General features: G+C 51.1%; 11 protein-coding genes. All 11 read right to left on the bottom strand.

The features are described from left to right. Window positions 1-10: 10 nt before the first annotated feature. Window positions 11-856, bottom strand: coding sequence for an alpha-1,2-fucosyltransferase (locus H6G07_RS00650; RefSeq protein WP_073606890.1), 846 nt, complete (start codon window positions 854-856; stop codon window positions 11-13). 30 nt (window positions 857-886) lie between these two features. Beyond that, window positions 887-1,753, bottom strand: a complete 867-nt coding sequence (locus tag H6G07_RS00645; protein ID WP_073606891.1) for an FkbM family methyltransferase — start codon at window positions 1,751-1,753, stop codon at window positions 887-889. 2 nt (window positions 1,754-1,755) lie between these two features. Then, window positions 1,756-2,526, bottom strand: coding sequence for a DUF268 domain-containing protein (locus H6G07_RS00640; protein WP_073606892.1), 771 nt, complete (start codon window positions 2,524-2,526; stop codon window positions 1,756-1,758). Beyond that, window positions 2,523-3,323: an FkbM family methyltransferase gene (locus tag H6G07_RS00635; protein ID WP_084172856.1), complete on the bottom strand. Its 801-nt coding sequence runs from the start codon at window positions 3,321-3,323 to the stop codon at window positions 2,523-2,525. The genes H6G07_RS00640 and H6G07_RS00635 overlap by 4 nt, the downstream gene beginning before the upstream one ends. Next, window positions 3,305-4,570 (bottom strand): ABC transporter ATP-binding protein, encoded by a 1,266-nt coding sequence (locus H6G07_RS00630; protein WP_073606894.1) that lies wholly within the window; start codon window positions 4,568-4,570, stop codon window positions 3,305-3,307. The genes H6G07_RS00635 and H6G07_RS00630 overlap by 19 nt, the downstream gene beginning before the upstream one ends. A gap of 41 nt (window positions 4,571-4,611) precedes the next feature. Next, on the bottom strand, window positions 4,612-5,478 hold the full coding sequence (locus H6G07_RS00625) for an ABC transporter permease (RefSeq protein ID WP_073606895.1): 867 nt from the start codon (window positions 5,476-5,478) through the stop codon (window positions 4,612-4,614). Window positions 5,479-5,511: 33 nt separating this feature from the next. Further along, window positions 5,512-5,937, bottom strand: a complete 426-nt coding sequence (locus H6G07_RS00620) for a hypothetical protein (protein WP_073606896.1) — start codon at window positions 5,935-5,937, stop codon at window positions 5,512-5,514. Window positions 5,938-6,166: 229 nt separating this feature from the next. After that, window positions 6,167-7,471 (bottom strand): glycosyltransferase family 4 protein, encoded by a 1,305-nt coding sequence (locus tag H6G07_RS00615; protein ID WP_073606897.1) that lies wholly within the window; start codon window positions 7,469-7,471, stop codon window positions 6,167-6,169. Window positions 7,472-8,282: 811 nt separating this feature from the next. Continuing rightward, on the bottom strand, window positions 8,283-9,269 hold the full coding sequence (locus H6G07_RS00610; RefSeq protein ID WP_073606898.1) for a hypothetical protein: 987 nt from the start codon (window positions 9,267-9,269) through the stop codon (window positions 8,283-8,285). Between the two features lie 68 nt (window positions 9,270-9,337). After that, window positions 9,338-11,422, bottom strand: coding sequence for a hypothetical protein (locus tag H6G07_RS00605; protein WP_139296901.1), 2,085 nt, complete (start codon window positions 11,420-11,422; stop codon window positions 9,338-9,340). A 63-nt stretch (window positions 11,423-11,485) separates the two neighbouring features. Next, window positions 11,486-13,774 carry a GumC family protein gene (locus tag H6G07_RS00600; protein WP_073606900.1) on the bottom strand — a complete coding sequence of 763 codons (2,289 nt, stop codon included), beginning with the start codon at window positions 13,772-13,774 and terminating at the stop codon, window positions 11,486-11,488. Window positions 13,775-13,859 lie beyond the last annotated feature (85 nt).

Raw genomic sequence — 13,859 nt, 5'->3', positions numbered from 1 at the left:
AGTATTTATGTCAAACCTCTATATAAGTTAAAAAGGATGACTTTATAAAGGCTGGGTACCACTGTTGTTTAGAGTGGCCTGCCCAATATTTTGGAGCAAGAAAAACTGAGGAATTTTGCCATAACTTTGAAAAATAAGCTGCCCACCAAGCAAAGCTACTTGCTGATAGAATACCACCTTGGCACTGAGTCATCAGGGCAAAGTCTTCAGTAGCAGTTCCGGTAGAAACATAAAAATTGTCTAAATCACCAAATGCTTTCCTTATATAATCAGGCTCGTCAGAGGTGAACACAAAAAAAGCATTAGGAATATCAATTTTAATAAGGTTGATACACTTTCGATAATAGCTATTTGGCAGGGCTGCTGAATTTTCTTTGTCAGGCCAGTTTAGGTAATCTCCTCTTCTGACGTGGACGTAGATAGGGATTGTTCCTAGAGGGAATTGATCTAATGATTGCTTTGCAAAAGCTAAAAGTTTTGGTTTTAACACTAAGGAGTTAATTATGCTTGGATTAAAAAAAGATTCGCTTTGGAAGTAATTCTGCTCTACAACGGTAATGGTTTTTAACAAGCTTGAATTATGAAAGAGATTTATTGATGCTTCAGCTTGCTTAACTCTTTGAATAATATTTTTTTGAGATAAGTAGTTAGCCCATTCATAAAAACGATAGCTTACATATCTTTCTATCTTAGAACTGCGTGTGTTGATGATCTTTGCTTCTATACCATCAAAAGTCGATTGCAAAGCTTCGAATCCAAGCAGCACAAGTGTTTCATTTGTTTGACCTAGAGTCTTAAGACCAGCGTATTGAAACAGTTGATTGCCTAATCTTCCAGACTGATTAAATATTATCAAAAGACCAACTATGGTGAAAAAAATAGAGATTTATCTGTAAACTAGTCGGCGAAATTCCACGGCAATACGTTTTGAAAGGGGTTCTGATATCTTTAAGGGAGGAGTTTCTGGATGATCGCCTCTAAAGCTATTGCAGATACTTTCAATTCTGTCTTTTGGAAAAGATTTATTGTCATGAATAGCAATCATATTGCCATAAACATTTTTAGAGGAGAAAAGAGTACTTGCAACTAAATTAATAGTCTCAAGATTAAAAACTTTTTCCTTAGATTCTTTCTCGGAATCGATTTGGATTAACTGCCCATAGCCGAGATTGTTCAACAAAGATAAAATATTCATGGTGTCCTGTAAAAACCCTTTGGCCCAGCCACCTTGTTTACTCTCAAAGGTTCCTCCACCCCCGTACTCAAACATTATGACTTTCGGCAACAGTTTTGGATTGAGGCTAGAGAGCTGGTTTAAAACCGAATATTCAGCGCCTTCAATGTCTATCTTGAGGCAACCTATTCTTTCTATAGAAAACATACTTATTAGGTCTTTGAGAGTTATGGAAGCAACTTCTTTCGCAGTAGCAGTTGATCCCCACCAGTCTGGGCAAGTTGAACTAAGGTTTAAGTTCTCGTTCCCTAAGTAGTTACCTACGTACAAATTTACGGTTCCGTTCTTTTCAGTAATGCAAGCTTCTACCAGTGGGATATTGCGACGTCTACAGAGCTTTTTAAGGTTTTTTGCAGGCAAGGGCTCAACTGCAATTGTTGGAAAATTGAGCTTATCAAAAAGCTCACAGTAGAATGCGAAGGTTCCGCACCCAATTTCAATAGCATAGTCTGATTTTGAGTAGCCTACCGTAGGGAGAATTTGTGCTAGCAAAGCTTGGCAGCAGTCTTCTACAAGCATTGTTATGCTCCATAAGGCTTAAAAATTTCGAATAGGCCGGTTGTGCCAAAATTCTTTGTGTGGCAATAGTTTTTGGAAAGCAATCGCTCCACAATAAAAGAACTATCGATAATTATCAGCGGCGACAACATTTTTTCCAGGCTTTCCATATTAAAGATCCTACCCGCATTAAAAGCGGTTATGTCTTGGTCGCCAACAGGAACAGAAAGATAAAGATGTCCTCCTGGCGCTAAAACTCTGCAAAGTTCAGCAATTGCTTTTTCTGATCCATCAGGATCGAGTGGATCGCCATAACGTCCTAGTCCAATATGCTCCACAACACAAAGGCTAGACAAAGAATTAATACTCTCACTTTTGAATGGTAAATCTAAGATAGATCCTTCTTGAAATTTAAGGCTTTCTAAGGGAAGAGAAAGAGGTCTAATATCGACCATTGTAACGGGAAGTATCTTTGAAAGAAACGCAACGAATTTATGATGTGATCCCACATCTATGTGTTGCTTGGGAGCACGATTAACAATTTTTTCGAAAGCCCAGGTGTCTTGGTAAAAATAGGTAGGCTCAATTGTTGTTATTGCTGTATCTTCCCCTAGGCATGGATAAAAGTTTTGCAGCAAAGATGAGTCTGTAATGCCAGCAGCTTTTCTGTATTGATGGTAGCTCTTCCAAAAGCGTTGCCATGCGCCAATATTTTTTAGCAATGATCTTGATATAGCGCGAGGTGAATACTTATACCGTTGTCTTCGGAGTATCCATAGAGCTTCTTGCATCATACTTTCGGAGTTGCAATGTGCAGTGAAAACTGTGCAGTTTGCGATGAATGGCCACCGGGAAAAATCGGATTATCTTTTACTATATTCCTAATGACATATCCACAATCTTTCAAAAATACTTCTATTTCTGATGGGGTATTACCCATGTCAAAAGTTGTTGCGCCAAACTCGAACACACAACATCTTATACGTCGGGACGCGAACAGTGCCCTTGCACCAAGCATGACCTGATATTCAGCCCCTTCGACATCTATCTTTAGTAAGTCGATGTGGTCAATTTTATGATGAATGCAATATTGATCAAGAGTGATTGCAGTTACTTCTTCTTGGCTAATTGGTTTTATATCGATGCCATAGTTCTCTAAGGGACGATCTGCTAAAGTATTCCAACTTGAATATTTTTCGTCATAGATATTTAACTTTAGAATGCCGTCTTTATCTGCAACTGCGCATTGATTTAAGTGAATTTGAGGTCTACCAGATAATTTGCAAACATTTGAAAGCTTTTGAAACGTCAAAACACATGCTTCAAAAGCATAGACTTTTCCCGAAGTACCCACAAAACGAGAAAATAAGAGGGTTAATTCTCCAATATTTGCTCCTATATCAAAAACTATCATTCCTTGTTCAAGATAGGATATATAAAATATTTGCTCAGCCTTTTCAGTATCTATGTAAGAAGCTTGTTTTCTTTTAACAGCTCTAATTAATCTATTTTTACCTTTCTCAATTTTTGATAGCAGTGACTTGACCATAGGAGATTTTGCACTATTAAAAGTCAATTTTCCAAACGCCATTTAGCATTCACTAAGCATACGCCTGTGCTTATGGGAGGCACCTCTCCAGAACCATAAAAATCGCCGTCAACCACTGATAGCTCTAATGCATCGCTGAGAGAATCTAAATAAGCTCCATCTCGAATTAGTGAATAAGTTAAATTGTAGCTAGATGGAGGTAGTGGCAGCTTTTCGATACGGCAAACAAAGGCACCATTTTTGGGAAGGGCACCAAAGTCATCTTGTGTTAATCGGTTATGTTGAAGAAATACAGGCACGTCTAGCTGGGTTCTGATCATAATACTTGCTATAACTCTCGATAAATTTATGCTGGCTGACTCAAAATATAAATAAATATCAATAGTTTGACCAGATGTGGCAATTTCTAATAAATCGCCTTCTGTATTCTTTATCTCAATATTCACAATTTTGGCTTCACCTGAGCCCTTTCTGTCTCGTCGGTCTTTGAGTGAGCCTGATTCGCTGACAGAACTGGTTAGGTATTGAGTAATTGTTTCACTCTGCTTCCCTGAAAACATTACTTGTCCCTGGCGCAAAAAAAATCCCTTTCTGCAAAGCTTCTCTACGGCTGCCATATTATGGCTGACGAACAAAACCGTTCTGCCTTCGTTCTCGGCTACATCTTCCATCTTGCCGAGACACTTTTTTTGGAATGCTGCGTCACCTACGGCTAGCACTTCATCCACCACTAAAATTTCTGGCTCTAGGTGGGCGGCCACTGCAAATGCTAGCCGCACATACATGCCGCTGCTATACCGCTTGACCGGCGTGTCTAGAAACTTTTCTACCTCTGCAAAAGCTACGATCTCGTCAAACTGACGGCGGATATCTACTTTGCTCATTCCTAGGATGGCACCATTCAGGTAGATATTCTCTCGACCAGTGAGTTCCGGGTGGAACCCTGTGCCGACCTCTAGCAAACTGGCCACTCGTCCCTTAATACTGATTCGTCCTTCTGTAGGTTCGGTGATCCGGCTGAGGACTTTGAGTAGGGTAGATTTGCCTGCGCCATTGCGGCCAATGATGCCGATGCGATCGCCCCGCTTTACCTCAAATGAGACATCTTTGAGAGCCCAAAACTCCTCTGAGTTTGGTTTTTGGCGTTTAGCCTTTGGGTTGAAAATCTGGGTAATATCTTTAGCTCTGTTAACCAATACATCTCGCAGAGCCGTGTAGCGCTCTTGCTGCTGATGGCCAATGATGTATTTTTTGCCCAAATTTTCAACGCGAATTACGGTATCAGACATGCTAGCCGTCGATAAAGGTTGTGGTATGAAGGCATCCGCTGCTAAATCACGTCTGCAAAGGTGCGCTCCATCTTGCGGAAATACCAGATACCAGATACTAGTAGCAGCATGACTAGACTCGTCGATAGGGCAAACCCTGGCCAGTAGATGCTGGCCTCATTCCCTAAAATGGCCCAGCGAAAGCCGTCAATTACGCCGACCATAGGGTTTAACGAGTACAGCAATCGCCACTTATCGGGCACAATGCTGCTGCTAAAGCCCACTGGGGAAATGTAAAGTCCAAACTGAACCAAAAACGGCACAATGTAGCGAAAATCACGATACTGCACATTGAGGGAGGCCATCCACAGCCCTACGCCTAGAGAGGCCGCTAGGGCAATGATGGTAAATAGCGGGAGGGTAACGATTCGCCAACTGGGCACATAGGCAAACCACACCATTAGCGCTATCAAAATGATGCCAGAGATGGCAAAGTCTACAAAGCTAACTACTACAGCGCTAGTGGGTACTACCAGGCGAGGAAAATACACCTTTGATAATAGGTTAGCGTTAGCGATCAGGCTGTTGCTGCACTCTGATAAAGCAGTAGAAAATAGCTGCCAAGGTAGCATGGCAGAGAACACGAGAATCGGGTAGGGCACCCCATCTGACGGCAGGTTGGCTAGCCGGCCAAACACCACTGTAAACACCACCATGGTTAGAAATGGCCGGATGAGCGCCCACCCTACCCCGATGGCAGTTTGCTTGTAGCGCACTAAAATATCGCGCCAGGCTAAAAAATAAAATAGCTCTCGATAGCGCCAGATATCTTGCCAGTAGTTTTTCTCAGTGCGACCCGCCTCAATAATTAGCTCGGTTTCTCCAGGAGCACTTGGTGCCCGGCGCCGCTTTATCTTCAGCTTGGTCATTGAGGGTTACCTACGTCAAAATCAAGCGCTAGCTTAGCCAATGCGGCGAAAGTCTTTTATACCTTGGTATTGGGTTTGGCGAGCCTGACGACGCGTAAACTCACCCACGCTGGGGTTGCCGGTGGGAAGAATGACGCCGCTGGCCCGCATCCAAAGGGTTTCTGGTGCGGCTACAACCCTGTAGCGGTTAGCGACGGTTCTGTGGACATGGTACCAACGGGTTTCTTGGCAGTGATCGCACCAGAAGGCCTCAAGCCACTCACCGGTTAAGGGGACGGTGCCGTAGCCGGCGATGACAGTGAGCGATCGCAGTCGGCTTAACCCCCGCTGCTGGAGATGCTCGGGCTCAGTGGTGTAGAGCGGATACTTTTGGCTAACGCTGTCGAGGTAGGTGCCGTGGTCAGGGCAGTAAATGGCGCGTCGTTTAGAGCGGCTACGGTTGCGGCGGGGCTGAGTCATAGGGGAACAATGGCTGAAGAGTACAGGGCTAGCTAACAGGCACTGAATAAAAATAGCCACACTCATCCTGGGCTACGGCCTCGGCAATGGCTGCCGAGGTTGCGGGGGAGAGACTGAGATCGCAGTGACCGTCAAAGCCCACTCCATGCCAGAAGGGTACAGGATTTATTCAATTAAGCAAGGGCTAAAGCCAGGTTTTTTTAAGATTCCGTCGTCCGTAGTTGGTGAGTTAGAGGCGAGAGACGGTAGCTTTTGGCACCTCAGCCGGTGGAGGCACCGCTGCCGGAGTCTGTAGGCAAGCTTTGACCACCTCAAAATAACGGTGGGTGCCCTGCTCGGGGGTAAACTTTTGCTGCATGTAGCGGCGACCTCGGCTGCCCATCTGCTGCCCTAGGACGGGGTTGGCCACCAGCGTACGAATAAAATTGGCCAGCCCTGCGCCATCGCCATTGCTAAAGGCCCGGCCAAAGCCCCCCTCTGCTAACAGCGATCGCAGGTAGGAATGGGGTTCGCAAATAGCCGCCACCGGTCGGCCTGCCGCTAGGCTGCCGTACAATTTGCTGGGGGCCACTAGCCCTTCTACCCCTTCTACTAGGCTAACTAAGCTGAGGTCGCAGGCGGTGAGAGAAAAAGGCAGGGTTTCTTTTGCTTGATAGGGCAAAAACAAGCAATTGGTCAGTGCTGCGCGGGCAGTATGGTCAACACAGATCTGGCGCTTGGCCCCGGCCCCAATAAACACAAATCTCACGGGCTCGTGGCGCAGTGCTATGGCTGCTGCCAAAATAGTGTCCATGTCGTGGCAGCGTCCCATATTGCCAGAATAGAGCACGGTAAAGACTTGGTCGAGCCGGTGTCGTAACGCAAACCAGTTGTTGGCCTTTGGTAAGGGGACAATTAGGCTGGGGTCGGCCCAGTTGTGAATCACCGATATTTTGTCAGCGGCGGCGGGACAGTGATCGACAATCCGCTGCTTCATGGTTTGGCTCAGCACCACAATGGCCTCAGCCCGTTGCCAGGTGCGGCAGTTGAGCCAGCGCCAGAGGCGCACCAGCCAGTGATGCTTGGAAACTACTCCCAGGGCCAAGGCCACTTCGGGGTAAAGGTCGTACACCACGCACAGGTAACGTTGGCCAAACAGGCAGTACATCAGGTAGGCCAGCACCGGTAGGTAAGGGGGCTCGGTGGTGACTAGCAGTAGCTGGCCGCGACGAGCTGGGTGCAATAGCTTAATGAGCGATCGCAAACAGTAGAGCAGCCCGCCCACTGCCCGCCCCCGAATGCGCTTGGGCCAGAGCCGCGAGGTACGCGTACGGCGGATCGTCACCCCCTGCACCTCCTCCTGTTTAGGGGCGAGTCTGCGATCGTAGGCGTAGCCTGGCTGTCCGGCAAATACCTGTACCCCCACCCCCTGCTGACTAAAGCTTTGGGCCAGTTCTTCCACAAGCTGACCAGTAGCGGCATAGTCGGGTGGAAAAAACTGAGTCAGAATCGAGACCTGCAAGGGAAGGTTAGGCCGGTTTTGGTTTGCTCTCATAGGATCTACTCATTGGGCGATGCAACACGGCTGAAAGCTAAATGTTCTGATTCTGAGCTTTTTATAGACGAATGCAGAGTCTATCGGTTAAGAAACCCTGTCGATTAAATGTGATATTGCCCTTAACTAGAGATCAATTTGTGTATTAGGGACAACATTCTTAAGGCTGTCACAAACTTTGAAATCTATTTTTCGTGTTCAGAATATGACCTAAAGTTTGATGAGAGAGGGGCTAAAGATATTATTTTTTACAATTTACCTTATGGCTGTGCATCTGGACCCTTTGACTGCAAATGTTGTCCATAGACTTTCAGAAAGACCTAGAATAAACCGGCACTAAGTTCGCGCACTCAGCACTCATGCTGCTCAGCTGTGAGGTGCTGGTGTAAGGGTAAAGCCCAAATCTTTGCCGACCTTATATAAGTCTAGGAGTAAAGTTTCTCGAATCTATCTTAGGTATGAACTCGGGCTACTTTTGGAAGATGCCGCTGCGGCATCAGTGAGACTGTTACTGTTCAAGACTTCGCGGTATAGACACTCCTTAAGCACCTGCTGCGGTCAAAATCTCAGGATAAAAGGCTTGCGATTTGGTTAAAAAGAGATTCAGTTGGTCAAAATAAACTGGGTTTGTTGAGCCGTTCTTTGCGCAACAAACCCTTGTCCGCTGCGATCGAATTAGCAGTTTAGCGCAGATCTATTTTGATGCAGTGTAGCTTGATTAAAAGTGATTCCCCAGCTAAATGTCATTCATCAAAATTTCGGGCACGAATCACGAATAGATATTCTATGGGCAATTGACGGATTTGAGACACTAACTAACCACTTCAATGGCTGCTCGCAGCTGTTGAAGCGATCGCCCCAGGGCGACAAAATCTGAGTTTGCACTCAGGGTCGCCAGGGTTTCTGGAGTGCTGTTATCAACGATGCGGTTATAGGCTTGGATGGCTTCCTCTAGCTGGGTGGGGTCGATAGCCAGAGCTGTCGTGCGAGGCTGGGGCGAGGGGGGAATCAGCCCGCTAGCTGCGTTGAACAGCAACACTAGATCGCGGTAGCTGGCTCCGGCTAGGGCCATTTCGGTAAAGGGAGCTACCTGGTTGGGGGTAAGGCCAGTTGCAAAGGCAGCGGCTAAAAGGCCGGTGGTATTAGAGATTTGGGCCATGGTGCCCCGCAGGGGTACCACCATGGGGGTGCCGCCCTGGGTGGTAAACACCGCCGAGGTGACCAGGATAGGATCGCTGTCACTGGCTTGGGCAACGGTCGGGACTGCAATCCCGAGAGTCCTTTGACTGATGGTGAGAGAGATGCTTTCGCCATTGGCGATCGCCGCTGCTGCCGCTGCCGCTAGGTCAGCTACCGTCACGTCGGCATCTTGATTCACGCTAAGACCACTGGCTCCTAGGGGGCTAGGGCTGGTTAAATTAATTTCTCTAGGTGTGGTCAGGAGAATCGCCAGAACTGGGTTAGTGCCCTGGAGCCCCTGAGCAATCTGACTGGCTGAGGTGTTGAGCGCCTGCTGGGCGACGACGGTCAGGGTGATATCGCCAGTCACAGGGTCTACGGTGGCATTGGCAGAGGCTGACTCCAGCCGCTCTTCCTGGCATACGGGTGACTCCACCTCTGGATAAATGCATAGGGTCGAGGCACCAATGGGTAATAAATTTGAGCCACCGACGCTGACGCCGCTAGTCAGCCCAGTAGGAACCGAACCACTGTGTCCGGGCAGGGCGATCGCCACGCTCCCGCCTGCCAGAATTAGCATGAGCCATGTTTGCCGCAGCGGGCTCGCCAGTTTGTCCACGGGGATTCTCCTAAATCGGATTGAGGTCAGTTGAGATCGCTAGGGAGCGGTATTAGGGTGAAAGGGGCTTAAAACTGGGGGCCAAAGTTAAAGCCATAGCCGATGCTTAACACTGCGACGGAACCTGCCCGCGTATTGTTGCCGACATCGCCATAGAGCAGATTGAGGGTAAGGGGCAGCGTGGTCACGGGCACAATGGACGCTCCCACATTTACACCCACACCACTCCAGGCAGTATTGATAGAAAACTGCGGATGTACCTGGAGCCCAACGCCGGCAAACACGCCTACATCGCTACGCTCACCGCTGAAAGCACCGCCACCTAGCCCCAGGGAGGCCGTGATCGGCAACCGGTTGTGGGGATGATCGGGCTGGAGCAGGTGGGCCGCTGTGACTACGCCGTAGGGGCTGGACTCACCCCCACCGGCGTTGGTACCGTAGGAGGCAAAATTATTTACCCCCACCGCCGCTGCTACCTGGGTTTTGTCGCTGCTGTAGACCTGGCGATGAACTTTGGCGTCGAAGCCGCCATTTTCGCCAAACTGTCGCACGCTCTGGAGGTTGTAGGCTAGCTCAACTCCCACCGCCCGGCGTGAGTCGCCGAGCCCAAAGCCCATGGAGAGACTGCCATCGGCCTCAGGGCGAATGCGATCGGCCCCAGCCAGCGAGGCGCTAAAAAACACATCTCCCCAGTTGGCCCCAAAGGCAGATGGAATGCCGGCGTTGGGCGAGGGGGGAAAGGAGCGCACGGCTTCGGCGGTAGTCGTGAGCGGTGCGACGCGCAGATCGTCCCGCAGCTGGGTGGCATCAGGAGTTGACGGCGTAGCTTGAGCGGTAGTGACAGCCGGAACTGTATCGGCAGAGAGCGGCGCTGCGACTAGCTCTACCGGCGGCGAGGCGATCGCGGCCCGACCCGTCGAAAGGGTCGGCTGAGGGTGCGGCAAGGCTAGCGCGATGTTGGGGCTGTGTCCGGCGAATGAGGGTAATTGCGGCTCTCGCTCGGTCTGGCGAGCCATCGCCGGGGAAGGCCGTGGGGCAACAAAAATTTGGTTGGCGGCGGGGTTTGCAGCCGCAGCGTTACGGTCAGCTCGCGAGGGCAGCGGCGGCAGCTGTGGCCCTCGGCTCGCGATTTCAGGCTGAGAAACTTGGCGGCCTGGGGAACTCTGGAGCTCTAACCCGTAGGCGGTGCGCAGGTCGCGCAGCAAGGCTTGAACCGTCGTGGCCCGCGATCGCAGGGTGGCTACATCAACGGCTGTCTGGCGCGGTGTGGCTCCCGACGTCGCGACCCTGTCCGCAGGGGTAGGCCGGGGGGCGATCGCCAGGGTTGAGGTGGCAGCTAAATCCTCTGATGCTTCCTGTGGTGCTGGGGAGGCGATCGCTGTGGTGGTTGCGGAGCGGGGCTCTATCTCTGGTAGCTGAAGTGCCTGGGCAGGCTTGCTAGCTGTGGGTTTGGCGCTAGTTGCAGCTAAAGTTTCGGCTGGAGTAGCGGTCGGCGCAGTTACGGGGGTGTCCGCAACGTTCTGAATAACTACCGGAATAGCAGGCGTGCCGATAGGCTGGCTGGCGATCGCAGCTTGGTCACTCTCCGTGGTCTCTGCGGCCTCTGTGGTTTCCGCAACCTCTGCCATTTCAGCCTGAATGACCGCTGGCTCTGGCGCAGGGGCTACTGGCAGATCAGTCAGGGTATTGGTTGAGGGTTCTGGGCTCACCCCTGCCGGGTTTAATGCGTCGGCAGGGGCAATCGCGGTGGTCTCTGGCACTGCCGCTAGTGCTGCCCCAGAAGCAGGTTCCGAGATCTCTGGAATCCTGTTTTCTGTCACAGCCGGGGCCGATGGTTCTGGCTGAGGGATGACGACCGCCGCTGCCGGTGCTGGTGTCTGGGCCGCGATCGCCGCCGCCACAACGGGGTGATCCTCATCTGGAGTCCAGGTGGGCTGAGGTGCTCCCTGGTGGCCGATTTGAGGTTCCGTGGTTTGGGCCGACGGTTCGGGTGCCACTACCGGGTGCGGATCTACCGCTAGATCTGTTCCTAGACTAGGCTCAGGGGCTACTGCCAAGTTGTCAGGGGTGGCCTCGGCCTGCGATGGCAGCAACCCCAGCCCAGCTAGCCCCAATAGTCCGCCAGTAATTAGTGGTCTTGATTTGCGCTTCATTCTTTATTGCTCCTCACATCCCGTTATCATCACCACACCTGCTGTTAACAGGGCAACCACTGGCTAACCGTCCTCAATCCCTGCGGCCACTCTAGGGCGACCGTAGTAGCCGTAGTAATAGTCGTAGCCACTCTGGCGGCTGTGGGGTACGCCGTTGACCACCAGACCCAGCAGCGGAGCCTGGACTGTGTTGCCCAGATCGGCCAGCACCCGCTGAATTTCTGTCCGCTCAGACCGGTTGAGCCGCGCTACTAGCAGTAGCCCATCGGCGTGGGCTGCGGCCAGCTTGGCATCGACCATCCCGCCTGCTAGGGGTGGGGTATCCAAAATGATCAAATCAAAGTGACAACGGTACTGCTCAGCAATTTGCTGCATTTTGCGGGATGACAGCAGGCGGCCAGGGGCTGGGGGCCGCGCCCCTGCAGTTAGCAAGTGCAAGTTGGGATTGCCCGGTATCACCTGCACTAAATCCATGGGGTCATCGAGCGGTTGAGTAATTAGATCACTTAGACCCTGGCGGTTTGCGTGACCAAAAATTAGGTGCTGACTCGGCTTGCGCAGATCACTATCAATTAACAGTACTCGGCGGCCCATGTTGGCGGCGGCAATGGCCAGGTGGGCACAGATGGTTGACTTACCCTCACCAGGCTCTGAGGAGGTCAGCGCTACCACCTGTATCGGGGTATCAGAGCTGAGCATGCGCAGGTTGGCCTCTAGCGAGTAAAACGCCTCGGCAAAGCTAAAGGAGGTATATAACTTGTGGGGACTTTGATTTTGGGTGAGCACATCGGCCATGGTGGCCGACAGGTTGGGCACCATCAGCAGTGGCTGCTTTTGCAGAGCCGGGGCGTTGGGTACCCCAGCCAGGTTGGGCAACTGAGTTGCTTTGACCAGATCGTCGACGCTGTGAAAGGCCTGGTCGAGGCGATCGCGCAGTAGCGCCGCAACCCCTCCCAACATTAGGCTCAGCACTGTGCTGAGCAACAGGTTGCGCGGCAAATTGCTGGTTTGAGCAATGCTGGTCTCATTGAGGGGAGAAATCAGCTCCCACGGTGACGCCTGCCGCGCCATCTGAAACCGTAGATCTTGCCGACTCGCCAAAAGCTGATCGAGGCTAGTCTCCGCCACGGTCAGCTCGCGGCTGATCTGCTGATACGACCGGGAGAGATCGGCCAGCCGCTGAATCTCTGCCCGCAGCAACTGCACCGCCTGGCCAATCGCTTGATCTTGAGTTTGCAATACCTGCATCTGGTTGGCGGTATTGACCAGCTGCTGCATCAGATCTTGGCTGACCGATCCTTGGTAGCCGAGGGTCTCGGCTTCTACTGCCGACCCTACTAGGCGCTGGGCTTCCGCCTCTAGCAGCGGTAAGAGCTGCTGCCGCTGGTCTGTCAAGGCCTCAATCATGGGGGTGTCAGCCTGAAACCGGGCCGACTCGGCGGCAATGGTCTGTTCGATTTCGCGCAAATCCCCCAGTAGCGCCTGGTAGGTTGGTGACTCGTTGAGGTTCGCTACCCGAATGGCGGTATTGGGATCAAAGCCCACCTGCTCCCGCAGATTTTCGTAGAGGGGGGCTAGGGCGCTCAGCTCCACCCGCAGCTGTTCTTGATCCGCCAGCATCTGGTTGAGCCGTTGGGTAACGCTTTCGCTAGTGGCGTTGACATCGACTAAGTCGTAGCGCTTCTGAAACTCGCTAAGATCCCCCTCAATGGCTGCGACTTCCTGCCATTTTTCTTGCAGTTGTTCGTCTAAAAACGTTAGACCTCGGCGCAGATCTCCTTGACGGTCTTGCACGCTGTAGTTGACAAACCCTTCAACCACCTGGTTAAGCACAAACGCCGCCACCGCTGGGTCAGCATTGCTGTAGCTAATGCGCAGCACCTTAGATTCGCCTTCCTGAACAATGTTCAAGCCGTTGAGTAGGGAGTTGTAGGTAATGTCGGGGTAGCGCTGCTGAATCTTGGCCAAAATGGGGTTGATCACCGCTGGGCCGCGCAGCACTCGAATTTGGCTCGTGTAATCAAGCCCAGAACCCGATGGACTGGGCGCTCCGGTGACCGTCTCCAGCCCCGGCGTATTAACGGCGGTAACGGGCTCCACCAGTAGGCTAGCGCTACCGCTGTAGGCCGGTGGACGGCTGAGGTGCCAAAGGGTGAACCCTGCCAAGGAGAGAGCCGCCACGCCGAAAAATATGCCTGCTCGACGCCTAAAAACCCCTACGAGCTGGTTGAAGTCTACCTCATCTCTCTGTTCCACTAGGGATGGAGGAGCCATGACAGTCATAAAACCAGGCTTGGCATGGCCATGACCATTGCCATTGATTTCATGGGTGGAGGAGGGGGGAAAAGGCATAGGGGCTGTCTGGGAATACTCCCAAGAGTTCGTTAACTTATAGCTCAAAACTCAAAAACTGACCTAGCTCCAAACCTGTTTGAAC

Source organism: Phormidium tenue FACHB-1052, from assembly GCF_014696675.1.
Classification (GTDB): Bacteria; Cyanobacteriota; Cyanobacteriia; order Phormidesmidales; family Phormidesmidaceae; genus Nodosilinea; species Nodosilinea tenuis_A.
This window is presented reverse-complemented; position numbering and strand designations above follow the sequence as displayed.